We start from the raw sequence: 16,558 nt of genomic DNA on the forward strand, positions 1-16,558 counted from the left end.
CGTCAGGTCTTGGCGTTGCCGGCGTGCCACTGATCCCAGGGAATGTTCCAGTCGCCCAGTCCTTCGGTGCCCGGAAGCGTCGGGCCGACGGTGTGCAGGACTTCGACGATGTCGCCGCGCTTGGTGTGGTCGTAGAACCAGCGGGCGTTGCTGGGACTGACGTTGAGGCAGCCGTGGCTGGTGTTGCTGTGGCCCTGCGCGCCCACCGACCATGGCGCGGAATGGACGTAGACGCCGCTGTAGGACATCTGAGTGGCGAAGTCCACCTCGGTGCGATAGCCGTTGGGCGAGTTGACCGGAACGCCGTAAGTCGATGAGTCCATGATCATGTGCGCGAACCGCTCGCCGATGATGTAGACACCGTTGGCCGTGGGTGTGCTGTCCTTGCCCATCGAGATCGGCATCGTTTTGACGACATCACCATTGACCCGCACAGTCAGCATCTTGGTGGTGTCGTCGGCGGTCGCGATGACCTCATCGCCGATGGTGAAGTGCGTGCTCATGCTGTCCTCGCCGAACACGCCGTCGCCCAAGTCGACGCCGTAGGTATTAACCGCCACGTCGACTGCGGTGCCGGATTTCCAGTATTCCTTTGGCCGCCAACGCACTTCGCGATTGTTCAGCCAGTAGAACGCACCCTCCACGGGTGGATCGGTCGTCACCGCGATGGCTTTCTCGGCGGCGGCCCGGTTGGCGATGTTCTCGTCGAATCGGATGTGCACCGTTTGGCCGACGCCGACCACCTCACCGTCACGCGGCACGGCGTAGGGCATCGTCAGGTTCTTCGGTGAATGGGTCTGGAAGCTCAGCTGTCGGGTCGTCACACCGCCCAGACCGCGCGCTTTGGCGGTGATCGTGTAGCGCCGGTTGTACCCAAGCTGCTCGGTGGTTTTCCAGTGCACGCCGTCCGGGCTCAGTTGACCGCCGATCGACCTGCCGTTCTCGTTGACCATGGTGACCGAAGCCAGCACGCCGTCGTCAGCGCTCACCGTCACCGGGTTATCCACCGCAACGCCGACGGCGCCGTCGGTCACCGAGGCGGTCAGCTTGGGAACCAGCAGGTCACCAAAAGGCGTGCCCTTGTCGAAGATGACGTTCGCCGGCGGCGTGTTGCCGTCGCTGCTGCAGGCGGCGACGCCGAACACCGCCAGCGGCACCATCAGCGCTGCCACCCAGCGCCGACGGCGACGCGCGCGCGTCATCGAATCACCTGACATCTGGCTTTGTCCCCTTGTGGCCCACCGACCCAGTACTACTGCCCAGTAGTCTAGGTGCTGCACGCACGACCGCAGTGCCTACTGTCGGCGATTTCACCCGACGGCGGCAAGTTGTTATTGTGGCGTGTCTAGAACGATCCAAGCGCCGTTAGCTCAGTTGGTAGAGCAGCTGACTCTTAATCAGCGGGTCCGGGGTTCGAAACCCTGACGGCGCACTTACTCCCGTGTCGATAGCGATATCAACAGCTATCGGTCGCAGTCATTCGTCTCAATAGAGAGCTCCCAGGAATCCGGCATCAACCGGTACGCATAACCGCCCGCCCGGGTGGGTAGACGGCGGGTGGAACGGTCCAAGCAGCGCCGTGCCCAACGCGGACGGTGCAATTCGGAGATCCGCCTCGGCGCATTTCCCTCAGCTCGACCGTGCCTTCAAAGAACGATGGGGCCGGGGTTGCCATCGGCCGGCGGGAGGAGCTTCTGATGCCAGAGGTCGAACTTCACCACGAGGGACACCCGAAGTATCGCCGAATGGTCCGTTTCGACTGGTCGGAGACGCCGCTGCATTGGGTGCCCGATGACCCGTTCTCGACGCACATGATGAACGTCTTGCATTTGTTGCTCCCCGAGGGCGAGCGGCACTTCATCAAGGCGGTCTTGGAGGCGTCGTCGCTGGTGGACGATCCGGAGTTGGAAGCGGCCATCAAACCGTTCATTCAGCAGGAGTCCTGGCATGCCTGGGCGCACCAAGTAGTGCTGGACCATTTAGCCGAACAAGGCATCGAGACCAAGCCGTATACCGATCGGCTGGGCAGGACGTTGTCGGTGATGTTGGGTGATCCGCCCAAGTTCTTCCCGCCGGCGTTGAAGCGATGGTGGCTGTACCGGCGCCTGGCCGATGTGGCGGCGCTGGAACATTTCACGGCGATGCTGGGCCAGTGGGTGCTGACGAACCGGGGTCTGGACTATGCGCGTACTGACCCCATGATGCTCGACTTGCTGCGCTGGCATGGCGCTGAAGAGGTGGAGCATCGCTCGCTGGTATTCGATGTCTACCAGCATGTCTGCGGGAACTATTGGATCAGGGCGTTCTCGATGTTGTTCACCGCGCCGCTATTCATCGGCTGGTGGATTGCGGGAGCTCGTTACCTGATGGCCCAGGACCCGACCATTGATCGCAAGTGGCGCTGGCGGGACTGGCTCTGGGCTGCCCGCGAATACCGGTTGCCGGGGCCATGGAAGCTTCTCGTAACGACGCCCGTCCGGTATATGCGGCCCAGCCATCATCCAAACGACGAGGCGTCCACCCAGATGGCGGTCGATTACCTGAACTACTCGCCGGCGGCGAAAGCCGCGCGCGAGCGAGCGCGCGCCCAAGGAAAGTTAGAGGGACCCGACAGCTCCCGGGGCATCACCGGTTCCGAAGAGTCGGCGGAAAGGACCACGGTTCGATGAAGGTTTCGGTGGATCTCGACACCTGCGATGGCAACGGCGTTTGCATGAGCATCTGCCACGAAGTCTTCGACGTACAAGAAGACGGCCTCCACCTCCTCCAAGAGGAGCCGCGCGCGGAGCTGCGACAACAGTTGATAGGTGCCGAGGTGTCCTGCCCCACCCAAGCGATCACAGTAAAGGACTGACCCGATGCCCGGTCGCCAGCTGAGGCAGGTTGTCGTCGTCGGCTCCGGGGTGGCGGGGACACGAGCGGCGGAGACCCTCCGACAGGACGGCTATGACGGCGCCCTGACAATCGTGGGTGCCGAGCGGCACGCTCCCTACCATCGGCCGCCGCTCTCGAAGAAGCTGCTCACCGGAAAGGTGCATAGGGCGGGCGTCGACCTTGCACCTCAATTCGAACTGGAAGCGCGCGTGCTGAGAGGCGCGTCGGCGATCAAGTTGGACATGTCCGCCCGCACCGTCCATCTGCGCGACGAGAACCAAGACTTGTCGTTGGAATTCGACGGACTGGTGATCGCCAGCGGCGCGCTCCCGCGCCAATGGCCGGGCGGCCCGGTTCCCGATGGCGTGTTGCTGCTGCGCACCGTCGAGGATTGCCTGGCGATTCGGGAACGCTTGGATTCACGTCCCCGGGTTGTCGTGGTCGGCGGCGGATTTATCGGTGCCGAGGTCGCCGCGAGTTGCCGATCGCTGGGGCTGGACGTGGTGCTCGTCGAACGAGCCGCCGGCCCGTTGCTGGCCGCGCTGGGTAACGAGATGGCAGCTCGCTGGGGCCAATTGCACCGCCGACATGGCGTGGACTTGCGGGTCGGCGTCGGCGTCGACGAAATCGTCGGTAACGGCAGAGTGGAGGCGGTTCGGCTCACTGATGGGTCGCAGGTCCCGGCCGATCTGGTCATCATCGGCCTGGGCGTGACTCCGGCCACCGACTGGCTCAGCGGCTCGGGATTGCGTGTGGACGACGGGGTGGTCTGCGATGCCACCGGCGCCGCCGAAGACGCCAAAGACGTCGTCGCTGCAGGTGACGTAGCGCGATGGTGGCATCCGCTATATGACCGCTACCTGCGTACAGAACACTGGGACGACGCGCGACGTCAGGGCGCAGCGGCGGCTCGCACGCTGTTGGCAGGCCCCGAAGGCGCCGAGACTTACGATGAGGTGCCCTATTTCTGGTCCGATCAATATGACGTCAAGCTTCAGATGCTCGGTGTAACAACCGATTACGACGCATTCGAGGTCGTTGAAGGCGATCCCGACGCAAGGGAATTCGTCGCGGCATACGGGCGAGGCGGTCGCACCATCGCGGTGCTGGCAACGATTCCAGGGCGGGCGCATGCCTATCTCGATGCCATCCACAAGCGTGCTGACTTTCCGCCGAGGCGTTCGGCTTAACAACTACGGGCTAGTGCGAACGGTCCTGTAGCGCTGCGGCTTCTGCTCCGGTCAGCGATCGCGGATTTTGCGGACCACCAGCACGACGGCGAGCGCCCCAATCCCGGCCAGCGAAACCGCGACCGCGGGTTTCTTGACGAAGGCGACCACTCCGGCTTTGACGTCGTCGGCGATGCGGCGGGGATTGGCCCGCTCGGCCAATGAATCGACGGTCGAGGCCAGTTGGTCGCGGGCCTGGTCGATCTCCTGCTTGATGGTGTCGGGATCCCGGTCCGCCACGCTGTCCTCCCTGTCCTCCCGCACCACCGGCCTGGCCCGGGTGCTACCGAACTACCCTAGTGGCGACCGCAAGCACAGCGAAGCCGGGCGCAGCGGGTCGCCACGCGGTGACCCAGCCAGCCGGTGCCGACGTCGATGCGCCGGTGAAAAGAAAGGGATCGCGTTGACCGACACCGCACGCCTGCAGCCCGGCGACCAAGCGCCCGCCTTCAGCCTCCCCGACGCCGATGGCAACACGGTGTCGCTGGCCGATTACAAGGGCCGTCGCGTCGTCGTCTACTTCTATCCGGCGGCGTCGACCCCCGGCTGCACCAAACAGGCCTGCGACTTCCGCGACAACCTGCGGGAGCTCAACAGCGCGGGACTCGACGTCGTCGGCATCTCCCCCGACAAGCCGGCCAAGCTGGTCAAGTTCCGCGACGCCGAGGGTTTGACGTTTCCGTTGCTGTCCGATCCCGACCGCGAGGTCTTGAGCGCCTGGGGCGCCTACGGCGAGAAGAAGATGTACGGCAAGACCGTCCACGGTGTCATCCGCTCGACGTTCGTCGTCGACGAGAAGGGCAAGATCGCCGTCGCGCAGTACAACGTCAAGGCCACCGGCCACGTAGCCAAGCTGCGGCGCGACCTATCGGTGTAGATCGCCCAGTGCGGCCAGTAGCAGCGCTTCGGTGGTCGCGGCCCGCTCCAGCACCCCGAGGTGCAGGCTCTCGTTGACGCTGTGCGCCTGTGTGGCCGGGTCTTCGACGCCGGTGACCAGGATCGTCGCCTGCGGGAAGGCGGCGGCGAATTCGGCGATGAACGGGATCGAGCCGCCCATTCCCATCTCGACCGGTTCGGCGCCCCAGGCCTGGCGGAATGCCGCGCGTGCGGCGTCATAGACCGGCCCGTCCGCATCGACGACATAAGGCTGGCCGACATCGCCGGCGGTGACGGTCACCTGAGCGCCCCACGGCGCATGCTGTTCCAGGTGGGTGCTTAGCGCGTCGAGGTGCGCGGCGGCGTCACCGCCGGGCGCGACCCGCATGCTGACTTTGGCCCGAGCGCGCGGGATCAGCGTATTCGACGACGCCGCAACGGTTGTGGTGTCGATGCCGATTACCGTGATCGCCGGTTTAGCCCACAGCCGTTGTGGCACCGAACCGAATCCGATTTCGGTCACACCATCCAGCAAGCCGGTTTCGACGCGTACTCGCTCGGCGGGATAATTGACTGCGGCTGCCGTACTTTCGTGCAGTCCGGCCACGGCAACGTTTCCGTCGTCGTCATGCAGACTGGCCAATAGGCGCACCAGCGCGCTTAGCGCGTCGGGAACCACGCCGCCCCACAGCCCAGAGTGCAGCCCGTGGTCGAGGGTGGCCACTTCGACCACGCAGTCGGCGAGCCCGCGCAGCGACACCGTCAACGACGGGACGTCGGTGCTCCAGTTGTCCGAGTCGGCGATCACGATCACATCAGCGGCCAATACGTCGCGATGGTCGGCCAGCAGCCGACCCAGCGACGGCGAGCCCGACTCTTCCTCGCCTTCGACGAACACCGTCACGCCCACTGGCGGGTTGCCGTCGTGCGCCCGAAATGCCGCCAAATGCGTTGCGATGCCTGCTTTGTCGTCGGCGCTGCCGCGTCCGTAGAGTCGGCCGTCGCGTTCGGTCGGCTCGAACGGCGGTGACGCCCACTGGGCTGGATCGCCTTCAGGCTGGACGTCGTGGTGCGCGTACAGCAGCACGGTGGGCGCTCCCGGCGGCGCCGGATGCCGGGCGATGACCGCGGGCGCACCGTCGGCGCTGACGATCTGCACATCGCCAAAACCGGCCTGCGACAGCAAGTCCGCGACAGCTTGCGCGCTGCGGTGGACCTCGCCGCGCCGCGCCGGGTCGGCCCACACCGATTCGATCCGCATCAGGTTCTCCAGGTCACGGCGCACCGACGGCAACAGCTCGCGGACCTCTTCGACCAGTTCACTCATGGTTCCGAGGTTAGTGCGCGGCCAGCGAGTCGCGAGCGTGCGCAGAACCGGAGATCAGCTCGGCGTGTCGGCCGGGGACCCGCACGCTCGCGCGAGGGGCTCGCGCGAGGGGCTCGCGCGAGGGGCTCGCGAGCAGACGCAGACTCGCACGGTTCGGCCAGAATTCGTGCGAGTCTGCGTCTGCTCAGCCGAGCATCTCGAGGATCGCGACCGCGGCGGCGGTGTCGCCTTCGTGGGTCAGCGACACGTGGATGGTCACCTCGGCCAAGTGTTTGGCGATGGCCCCGGTCAGCCGCACTCGCGGTCGCCCCCACATGTCGGTGACCACCTCGATGTCGCGGTGGATACCTTCCGGCAGCACCGGCCGCTGGGAGAACCGCGAGCCCGACCACGCCTTGATCACCGCCTCCTTGGCGGCCCAGCGTGCGGCTAAGTGCCGCGCCGCCGAGGAGCTCTTGTCGGAGGCGTCGCGCCGCTCACCCGGTGTGAAGGTCTCGGCGAACACCGTCCCCGGCTGGTCGACCTGGTCGGCGAACTCCGGAATGGACACCACGTCGATCCCCACTCCGACGATGCTCATTGGCGCCGCTCCTCCTCATCGCTTCGCTCTGCATCGTCGCAGGCGCGGCTCATAGGCACCGAGGCTATCGGATGTAGATGTCGTCATCGCCCAGGCGGGCCGCCGCGTCGAGCAGCATCGCGGCCTCCTGCCGCTTCTCGGACACCGCGTGGTCGAAGCGACGGTCGGCGGGCCGCTCATACATCGGCGGGCCACCGGCGATCGCCGAGGCCAGTCGGCGCTGGCCGGCCAATACCCGAGCGTCAGCGCGCTGCTGATACTCCGCCCGCTGTTCGGAGCTCAGCGTCGCCAGGAACGCCTGCGGGTGCACCAGCGCGATCACACCCGACACGTGCCCGAATCCGAGGCTGGTGACCAGCCCGGCCTTGAGCGGGAACCTTTCGCCGAGCCGCAAGGTGTCTCGCACCCACACGAAGTGCGCGGCCCCGGCCAACTCGTCGTCGACGCAATCGAGGCTGCGGTTGGGCGGAATGACCCCATCGCGCAGGATCTGGCACAGCCCCATCATCTGGAAGACCGCCGCACCGCCCTTGGCGTGTCCGGTCAGGCTCTTCTGCGACACGACAAACAGCGGCGCCCCGTCGGAACGTCCGAGCGAATCAGCAAGCCGCTCATGCAATTCCGTCTCGTTGGGGTCGTTGGCCAGTGTCGAGGTGTCGTGTTTGGAGATCACCGCGATGTCATCGGCGCCGACGCCCAGTTTGGCCAACGAACGGGCCAGCAGCGAATCCTTGCCGCCACGTCCGGCGCCCAGCGCACCGAGCCCAGGTGCCGGAATCGAGGTGTGCACCCCGTCGCCGAACGACTGCGCGTAACCGACCACGGCCAGCACGGGCAGCCCCATCTTGACCGCGAGATCGCCACGGGCCAGCAGGATCGTGCCGCCGCCCTGGGCTTCCACGAAGCCCAGCCGGCGCCGGTCGTTCGGCCGGGAGAACTTCGCATCGCTGATGCCCCGGCCGCGCATCATGCCGGTGTCGGCGGTGGCCGCCATGTCGCCGAACCCCATGATTGCTTCCAGCGTCAGGTCGTCGAACCCGCCGGCGACGACCAATTCGGCTTTGTCCAGCCGGATCTTGTCGACACCCTCCTCAACCGACACCGCCGCGGTCGCGCACGCGCCGACAGGGTGGATCATCGAGCCGTAGCTGCCGACATAGGACTGGATCACATGGGCTGCAACGACATTCGGCAATACCTCCTGCAGAATGTCATTCGGCTTATTGCGGCCCAACAAATTACCGTGGTACATCGTCTGCATGGACGTCATGCCGCCCATCCCGGTGCCCTGAGTGCTGGCCACCAGTGTCGGGTGCACGTAACGCATCAGCTCGGCCGGGGTGAACCCGGCAGACAGAAACGCGTCGACTGTGGCCACGATGTTCCACAACGCCACCCGGTCGATCGACGTCGCCATGTCGGGGCTGATGCCCCACACCGTCGGGTCGAAGCCGGTCGGGATCTGCGCACCAACCGTCCGGGACAGCTTGGTCTTGCGTGGCACCCGAATTTCGGTGCCCGCTTTGCGGATCACCTGCCAATCGGAGGAGTCGGGCACCGGCCGGATGACGGTGTGGTCTGGGTCGAACTGGACGAACGCGCGAGCGTCGGCCTCGCTGGACACCACGAACGCGAAGTCCTTATCCAAGAACACGCTCACCAACAGCGGTGAGGCGTGGTCAGGGTCGATCGCGCCGTCGTCAACGAACTCGCGGATCCCGACCCGTTCCACCACGGTGTCGTGGTAGCGCTCGACGAGTTCAGCTTCGTCGACGAGATCACCGGATTCGGTGTCATACCAACCCGGTTGCGGGTCGTCTTCCCAACGGATCAGTCCGGTGGTCCAGGCCAGTTCCAGCACTCCGGCCGCCGACAGTTCGTTTTCGACCTCCATCTCGAACCGGGTCCGCGACGAACCGTACGGGCCGAGCTCGGCGCCACCGACGACCACCACCAGGTCGGCCGGGTCGACGTCGAGGTCGTCCCATTCCGGGGGCGGCGCCGGGCGGTAGCCGCGCGGCGGTGATGGCAGCGCAGCGATGGTGCCCTCAGGCGTGGTGTCGTCGGCCGTCGCGTCGGTGGCTGTCTCTTCGCGAGCTTTGGCGGCCAGTTCGGCCATGTCCAGTTCGACGTCGCCGAGCCCGCCGGTCAGGTCCACCTTTATCGGCGACTGGGCGGCAGCGGCCTTGGACTCGATGTCGCAGAGCCCCAGCAGCATGCCGGCCATCTCGTCGGTGGAATACGTTGTCACGCCAGCGTCTTCGACGGCGCTGACGATGGCGTCGTTGTGGCCCATCAAACCGGTGCCGCGAGTCCAGCCGATCAGCGCATGCGCCAAGCTGACTCGCTGCGCCCACGACGATTCGGCGTGCCAACGAGTCACCACGGCGTCGAGCGCGGACTTGGCTTCGCCGTACGCGCCGTCGCCACCGAACATGCCGCGGTTCGGTGAGCCGGGCAGCACCACGTGCAGCCGTGACGCGATGTCCCGGTCGGCGCCGATGCCCGACAGGCCACCGATGAGCCGCTGCACGGCCCACAGCAGCACCTTCATCTCCATCTCGGCGCGCGACCCGGCCTCCGACAGGTCACCCGCGACGCGGGGTGCCGCGAACGGGAACAGCAATGTCGGGGTTTGGGCGTCCTTGATGTGAATCGACTGCGGCCCAAGGCTTTCGGTTTGCTCGGTGCCGATCCAGTCGACCAACGCGTCGATGTCCGAGTAGGACGCCATGTTGGCGGCCACCACCCACAGCGCACCGCCGTAGCGGGCGTGGTCGCGATACAGCTGGCGGTAGAAAGCCAGCCGTTCGTCGTCCAGCCGCGATGTGGTCACGATGACGGTAGCGCCACCGTCGAGCAACCGTCCAACCACCGATGCGGCGATCGAGCCCTTCGACGCGCCAGTGACCACGGCAACTTCGTCGCTGTAGCGACCCTTATCGGGATTCTCCGCGCCGCCGGCGATCCGCCCATACAGCGTGGCGTGCAGCTGACGTCCGGCGGCCAGCGACTTGCCCTGCCACCAGGTCGCCTGCGTCGCCACAACATGTCCGGCACCCTCGAACCGCTCGGAAAGCCGGGTCCAGTCGGCATCGACCTCGTCCTCGTCGGCCAGCCACAGCTTGACCAAATCCTCACGTGCGCTGGCCCAGCGGTCGTCGAAGACGACGGCTTTCTTGGCGTCGAATACCGGCGCCACCAACCGCGGCCAGTCGGAACCCAGTTCGGCGGTGACCAGATCGATGAGTTCGGCGTCGGTAGCGGCCGCGGGCGCGCTGACCGGGTCGTCGAGGCCCAACTGACCGAGCACCAGACGGGCCGCCGACGCCAGCACGCCGTCGCGGCCAGTGATCTGGTCGGTGAATTCGCTCAGCGCAGCCGCGTCGACTGTCGCGCCACCGCCGGCTCCGGAGGATGGCAGCGCCACCGCAACTCCTTGCCGCGCAGCCACCGCAGCGACCGCGGCATCGATGACCTTGTCGACCGACGCGGCGTCAGCCAACGCGCCCTCATGCAGGTTGCCCAGCGCGCCGCCACGGACACTGGTTCCCTCGCGGGTGCCCAGTGCGACCTCCACTGTGACGTGCTTGACCCAACCGTCGCCGAGTTCCCAGGTCTTTTTCACCCGCTCGCCGATCGCAGCCGGCCGCTTGCCCGACGGGCCGAACGCCGTGCGCAGCTGGTCATTGATCGCGTCGGAAAGCACTGGCCCGTAAGGCTTGTAGGTGCGGGCCAGCTTCGTGACCTGTGATCGCAGCCCGGCCAGGTCGGCGTCGGCGGCGCCGTCGATGGCGCCCAGGTTCAGCTCCGAGCCCAGGTCGACCAGCAGCTGGTTACGTCGTGAGGACGCACCGTCGGTGATCGACTCGATGGAGTCGAGCGCTTCGATCTGGTCCATGCGCATCTTGGCTGACAGCGCGATCAGCGTCAGTGTGGCGTCCGCGGCGTCGAACGAGAGGTCGTCGGGCCGCGGGCCACTCGAGGTCGCGGGCGCTGGCGCGGCGGGAACGGGCGCCGCCTCTGCGGTCACCGGTGCGGCCACCTCGGAATCCGCAACCGCCTCGTCCGCTTCTTCCGGCTCGGGGTCGGTGTCGGTGGCGAACAGCACGGGGGCGTCGCGCTCGGCATTGAGCACTTCCACTGTGCTGTGGGCAAATTCGGGCAGCTTGAGGGTGTTGGTGGCCAATCCGGCGACGGTCGGCGAAGACTTCACCCCGATTTCGACGAACCGCTCCACACCCAGACCGCCGGCCGCCTCTTCGGTGAACAGCAGGTCCTGCGTTTCGATCCAGCGCACCGGGCTGGCGAACTGCCAGGCCAGCAACTCGATGAAGATCGTGCGCATCATCTCGCTGGGCCGCTCGGACCGCCAGGCGTCGTAGTCGGCGAGGATCTCGTCCAGCGGTTCGGCAGGCACCAGATCCCGGATCTCCTGAATGAAGTCGCGGTCCAGGGTGAACGGCCGCGGCACCAGGTTGGGAATGTAGCGCCCGACGATCAGGTCGGGATCCTTGTCGCGCGGCAGTAGCCGCTCCAACGACCGGCGGAATTCGGCCACACCGACTCGCAACACACGCGAGTGGAACGGCACGTCGATGCCCGGCACCAGAATGAACGAGCGCTTGCCGCCGGTGATCTCGCGGCGCCGCTCCACTTCGGCTTCCAACGCTTCGAGACCGCGCACCGTGCCGGCGATCGCGTACTGCGAGCCGCGCAGGTTGAAGTTGACGATCTCAAGAAACTCACCGGTATTCGCCGCGATCTCGGCGACGAATCCAGGCACGTCGGCGTCGGGCAGATCGATCTGCGACGGGCGGATGGCGGCCAGCCGGTAGTTGGAGCGGCCCAACTCGTCACGCGGCACGATGTCGTGCATCTTCGAGCCGCGGTGGAACACGGCCTCCAGCAGTGCGTCGAGTTCGAATACGCCACTGACGCAGGCCAGCGCGGTGTACTCCCCGACCGAGTGGCCGCACGCGATGGCGTCTTCGACAAATGCGCCCTGCTCACGCATCTCGGCAACCTGGGCGGCTGCCACCGTCGCCATCGCCACCTGAGTGAACTGCGTCAGGAACAACACGCCGTCGGGGTGTTGGTAGTGCACGGCGTTGGCAATGATGCTGGTCGGGTTGTCGCGGACCAGGTGCAGCACCGAGAAGCCCAGCGTGTCACGGGTGAACCTGTCGGCCTCGTCCCACACCTTGCGGGCGGCCTTGGATCGGGCCCGGACGTCCATGCCCATGCCCTTGTGCTGAATACCCTGGCCGGGGAAGGCATAGACCGTCTTGGGCGCGGCCAGCCGGGCCGTCGCCGACATGACGAGATCCGGACCAATCTTTGCGCTGACCTCCACAACCTCTGCACCCTGGTCGATTCCGACCCGGTCGACCCGGAAGTCCACCTCGTCACCCGGGCGCACCATGCCCAGGAAACGCGCGGTCCAGCCGATCAGCCGGGCCGGTGGTCGGGCCTGCCCGTCGGTAGCGGTCACCACGTGCTGCGCCGCGGCCGAGAGCCACATGCCATGCACGATCGGCGATTCCAGGCCCGCCAACAACGCGGCGGCCCGGTCGGTATGAATCGGGTTGTGGTCACCGGAGACCACCGCGAATGGCCGCATGTCGACCGGCGAACTCAGCGCGACGTCGCGGCGACGGCGCCGCGGGGTGTCGGTGGCGTTGTCGGACACCGCGCCACCGGCCCGCTGCGGGTCGGTCAGCTCGACCGCCCCGGTGCGGCCGCGGATTGCGAACCGCTCCTCGAGTTTGGCCAAAACCGTGCCGTCTGAACTCGCGACCGCCACCGAGACCGGAACCACCCGGCCGACCTCGGTGTCGGTGGCCGTCGAAGCCGTTGCGGTAACGGTCAATTCGGCCGGAACGGTGGGCAGCTGCCCGACCAGATGCGCGGCATGATCCAAGTGCACCAGACTCAGCAGGCCCTCCACCACCGGCACCCCGGTGTCGGTAACGGCCGAGCCGATGGTGGCAAACACCGCGGGCCAGCAACGGCCGACCAGTGCGTCGGGCACGGTGGTCAGGCCGGGCGCCAACGGCTCGCCGAAGGTGGCCGTGACGCCGGTGTGGTCGGCCACTCGCTCGGGGTCCCAGCCCACGGTGACGGTGGCCGTCCCGTCGTGCACCGGCGGCAGTGCGTCCGGCCCCTCGACCCCCGCAGCGATGGCCAGCACCGACCGCATCGCGCTCGCCGCATCGTCGGTGTCGACCACCGGGGTGCCGCCGTCGACGGTGGCGGCCGGCAAGGTGAACCGGATGTCGATCCAGGTGCCAGATAACGGCACGCTCAGCACAACCTGATCACCGTCGGTGTGCAGCCGCGCTCCGGTGGACGGATGTGTGGCAGTGCGGTTTTCGTGCACCTGCCACTCGCCCGGATCGGCGATGCGGTGCACCGGGTTGGTGGCAGCGCGACCTGCCCACAGCACGTCGGGGGCGTCGAGCACAACAGCCAACGGCCCACTCACATCGGCGCGGCCCTGGCGGCGTGCGGTCACCGACTCCGGTTGCCCGTTGGCCGAGAACAGCTCGTCGATGGCGGCCTGCTCGAAGCGGTCCAGCAACTCCCCGACCGGCTCGTCGAGCCGGGTGATACCGGCCACCGCGGCGGTGCCCGGGATGATGCAGACCTGGTCGGCGTCGTAGCGGGCATCGTGTGCCTGCCACAGCGAATCGCTGCGCCACCAGCGCCGTACGTCCTTGTCGATGACCGGCACGAAGTTGACCGGCTTGCCCAGCGTCTTGCACAACGTGACGAAGAACGACACGTCGGCCGGGTGCAGCTGGACGGTCTCGGCGTCGGGGTAACTCGAAAGAAGAACGGCGATGGCCTCGTTGGCGTTTTCCAGGAGCCGCTCGTCGTTGAACAACGTCTCGATTGGGCCGTAGTCCTGCGTGTGCAAACGTGCTTCAGCTCGCTGCAGCATCTGTTCGAAACGGTCACGCCAGGTGTCGGCCAGCCACGGGCTGCCGGGCGACGCGGTGTCGGCGGTCGAATCGCCGGCGCCGATCGCCAATTCGACGTAGCGTTGCAGCCACTGCAGATACGTCATCTCGGCGACGTCACCGAAGTACGGCTTGGCGGTGTTGGCCATCGCGGCGATGAGCTCGTCGCGGCGGGCGGCCACCGCTTCGGCATCTCCGGCGACCTCGTCGAGCAGGCGGCCGCACCGCGAGGCGGTGTTGTCGATCTCGTGGATGTCCGCGCCGAGTTGGCTACGGCTGGAAGCCATGCCGCCCTGCGCTTTTCCGGCGCTGATCCACTGGTCGGTGCCCTGCGTCTCGACCAGCATCCGCTTGACCGACGGCGAGGTGGTCGACTCCTTGGTCGCCATCGCAGCAGTGCCGACCAGGATGCCGTCAACCGGCATCAGCGGGAAGCCGTAGGACGCGGCCCAGTGTCCGGTCAGGTATTCGGCTGCCCGCTCGGGGGTGCCGATGCCGCCGCCCACGCAGACGGTGATGTTGGGCCGCGATCGCAGTTCGGAGTAGGTGGTCAGCAGCAGGTCGTCGAGGTCTTCCCAGGAGTGGTGACCGCCGGCGCGGCCGCCCTCGATGTGCATGATCACCGGCTTGGTCGACACCTCGGTGGCGATGCGGATCACGGAGCGGATCTGCTCGACGGTGCCCGGCTTGAACACCACGTGAGTAATCCCGATTTCGTTGAGTTCGTCGATCAGTTCGACGGCTTCTTCCAGTTCGGGAATTCCGGCGCTGACGACCAGTCCGTCGATCGGGGCGCCGGACTGACGGGCCTTCTGTACCAACCGCTTTCCGCCGACCTGCAGCTTCCACAGATACGGGTCGAGGAACAGCGCGTTGAACTGGAACGTGCGGCCCGGCTCCAAGAGGCCGGTGAGCTCCTCGATGCGGTCGTCGAAGATCGGTTCGGTGACTTGGCCACCGCCGGCGAGCTCGGCCCAATGGCCCGCGTTGGCGGCAGCAGCGACGATCTTGGCATCGACGGTGGTCGGTGTCATACCCGCCAGCAGGATCGGCGAGCGGCCGGTCAGCCGGGTGAACTTCGTTGAGAGCTTGACTCGCCCGTCGGGCAGGCTGACCACCGAAGGCGCGTAGCTCGACCAAGCCCTCGCCACCTCAGGGACGGCGCCGACCGTGAACAGATTGCGTTGACCCCCGCGGGTGGCCGCGGGCACGATCCCGATACCCAGGCCGCGGATGACCGGGGCGGTCAAGCGGGTCAAGATGTCGCCCGGCCCCAAGTCGAGAATCCAGCGAGCCCCGGCGTCGTGGATCGAAGCGACCTCCTCCACCCAGTCGACGGGCTTCACCAACACGGACTCGGCCATGGCGCGGGCCAAGTCGACATTCAGGCCTACTTTTTCGGCCCAGTCGGCAACGATGTCGATGCCATCAGCCAGCCGCGGCGTGTGGAAACCCACCTCGACCTGCACCGGCTCGAAGACGGGCGCGAAGACATCGCCGCCGCGAATCTTGTTCTTGCGGTCGGCTTCCTCTTTCTCCGAGATCTGCTTGCAGTACAGCTCGAACCGTGACAGCTGCTCGGGAGTCCCGGTGATGACGACGGCGCGCCGGCCGTTGCGGATGGACAGCACCGGCGGCAGCACGGTCCGGACGTCTCGGGTGAACTCTTCGAGCAACCGCTGGATGCGGTCGGGGTCGGCGTTGGACACCGACACCATCGGCGAGCGGTCCCCCAGCGCCGAGATGCCGCGCCGGCGAGCTACCAACGTGCCGGCCGCACCGATCAACTGCGCCAGCGCCAGCAGTTCGATATCACGTGCACCCGCGGTCTTCAGCGCCTCAACCGCCAGCACGCCTTGCGAGTGTCCGGCCAGCGCCACTGGCGGGTTGCCGGACAGGTCGAGGCCCTGGCGCGCCAGTGTGCGCACGGCGGCAATCTGGCTGAGCAGCACGCCGGGCAGCGAGACTGCCGCCGAGGTCAGATGCTTGGCGGAAGGAATCGGATCCTCGGCGGCCAGCGCGCGGACCCAACGCAGCGGTTCGAAGCCGATCGGACGCACCACCACCAGCTCATCGGCGACCGGTTCGAGTAGCAGATGCGCCTCGCCGACCAGCGTCGTCAACTCCGACTCGATACCGGCCGAGGACACCAGCTCTTCCAGGCTCTCCAGCCAGGCGCTGCCCTGGCCGCCGAACGCGACGGCAAAGGGCTCGCCGGCAGTCAGACGATCGACGAGAGCATGAGCGCCCTGCGTGGCCTGCGCGGTCATCTTGTCGCGGTCGGCGGACACCCGGTCATGCTCGTGGATCGTCACGTTGCCAATCTCCCTGTAATGCTCGTATCGCTGCGGTGTCAGAGCGGCGCTGCCCTGGGTGTCGTTGAGTCCCCGTCGGAATCCCCGGCCCTACTCGACTGACTCGCCCATCACCGGGGCGCCGAAATCGAGCGTCGGCTGCAATAAGAGTGTCATAAGAACCGGTGCGTTTTCCTGTGCCGATCGGTTACTAGCGAGTTCTACGCGCGGGTAATGGTTACGTGGGTAACACGCCGTCGAACCGCGCCCGAAAGCGTCTGGACCAAACCTGCTGCATGCAGGTGGTTACGGTCGAGTAGGCACAACAGTGCAGATCACGGCAGTATTGTTATTAAATCGTTATGCGCAAAATCTGAGCTGCGGCGTCGGCGTGTGACTGCGCCGGTTGTCTG

At 66.6% G+C, this 16,558-nt stretch carries 8 protein-coding genes, 1 tRNA gene and 1 pseudogene; 5 read left to right on the forward strand and 5 right to left on the reverse strand.

Annotated elements, in window-relative coordinates:
- Positions 1 to 2 precede the first annotated feature (2 nt).
- The gene (locus AC5Y5W_RS09735; RefSeq protein WP_500010414.1) at positions 3 to 1,217 is read right to left on the reverse strand and encodes a L,D-transpeptidase; all 1,215 of its coding nucleotides are present in this window, start codon (positions 1,215 to 1,217) and stop codon (positions 3 to 5) included.
- 142 nt (positions 1,218 to 1,359) lie between these two features.
- Between AC5Y5W_RS09735 and AC5Y5W_RS09740 the strand changes: the two genes are divergently transcribed.
- The 4 genes from AC5Y5W_RS09740 to AC5Y5W_RS09755 all read left to right on the forward strand — a co-directional run bounded on the left by AC5Y5W_RS09740 (position 1,360) and on the right by AC5Y5W_RS09755 (position 4,064).
- Positions 1,360 to 1,432, forward strand: a tRNA-Lys gene (locus AC5Y5W_RS09740).
- A 265-nt stretch (positions 1,433 to 1,697) separates the two neighbouring features.
- Positions 1,698 to 2,669 (forward strand): metal-dependent hydrolase, encoded by a 972-nt coding sequence (locus tag AC5Y5W_RS09745; RefSeq protein ID WP_500010415.1) that lies wholly within the window; start codon positions 1,698 to 1,700, stop codon positions 2,667 to 2,669.
- A complete protein-coding gene (locus tag AC5Y5W_RS09750; RefSeq protein ID WP_499884435.1) occupies positions 2,666 to 2,854 on the forward strand; it encodes a ferredoxin in 189 nt (62 codons plus the stop codon). Before AC5Y5W_RS09745 ends, AC5Y5W_RS09750 begins: the two co-directional genes overlap by 4 nt.
- Positions 2,855 to 2,858: 4 nt before the next feature.
- On the forward strand, positions 2,859 to 4,064 hold the full coding sequence (locus AC5Y5W_RS09755; RefSeq protein WP_500010416.1) for an NAD(P)/FAD-dependent oxidoreductase: 1,206 nt from the start codon (positions 2,859 to 2,861) through the stop codon (positions 4,062 to 4,064).
- A gap of 51 nt (positions 4,065 to 4,115) precedes the next feature.
- Here the strand turns inward: AC5Y5W_RS09755 and AC5Y5W_RS09760 are convergent, their stop codons facing one another.
- Positions 4,116 to 4,343 carry a DUF3618 domain-containing protein gene (locus tag AC5Y5W_RS09760; protein WP_499884437.1) on the reverse strand — a complete coding sequence of 76 codons (228 nt, stop codon included), beginning with the start codon at positions 4,341 to 4,343 and terminating at the stop codon, positions 4,116 to 4,118.
- Positions 4,344 to 4,506: 163 nt separating this feature from the next.
- Between AC5Y5W_RS09760 and bcp the strand changes: the two genes are divergently transcribed.
- A complete protein-coding gene (bcp, locus tag AC5Y5W_RS09765) occupies positions 4,507 to 4,980 on the forward strand; it encodes a thioredoxin-dependent thiol peroxidase (protein ID WP_500010417.1) in 474 nt (157 codons plus the stop codon).
- Here the strand turns inward: bcp and AC5Y5W_RS09770 are convergent.
- From AC5Y5W_RS09770 to AC5Y5W_RS09780, 3 genes and pseudogenes are all read right to left on the reverse strand, one after another.
- Positions 4,931 to 6,306 (reverse strand): annotated as a pseudogene (locus AC5Y5W_RS09770) (dipeptidase). The gene bcp and the pseudogene AC5Y5W_RS09770 overlap by 50 nt on opposite strands.
- Before the next feature lie 184 nt (positions 6,307 to 6,490).
- Positions 6,491 to 6,886 carry a holo-ACP synthase AcpS gene (acpS, locus tag AC5Y5W_RS09775; protein ID WP_500010418.1) on the reverse strand — a complete coding sequence of 132 codons (396 nt, stop codon included), beginning with the start codon at positions 6,884 to 6,886 and terminating at the stop codon, positions 6,491 to 6,493.
- Between the two features lie 64 nt (positions 6,887 to 6,950).
- A complete protein-coding gene (locus AC5Y5W_RS09780; RefSeq protein ID WP_500010419.1) occupies positions 6,951 to 16,166 on the reverse strand; it encodes a fatty acid synthase subunit beta domain-containing protein in 9,216 nt (3,071 codons plus the stop codon).
- Between the last annotated feature and the right edge of the window lie 392 nt (positions 16,167 to 16,558).

It is taken from the genome of Mycobacterium sp. NGS51 (genome assembly GCF_059812525.1).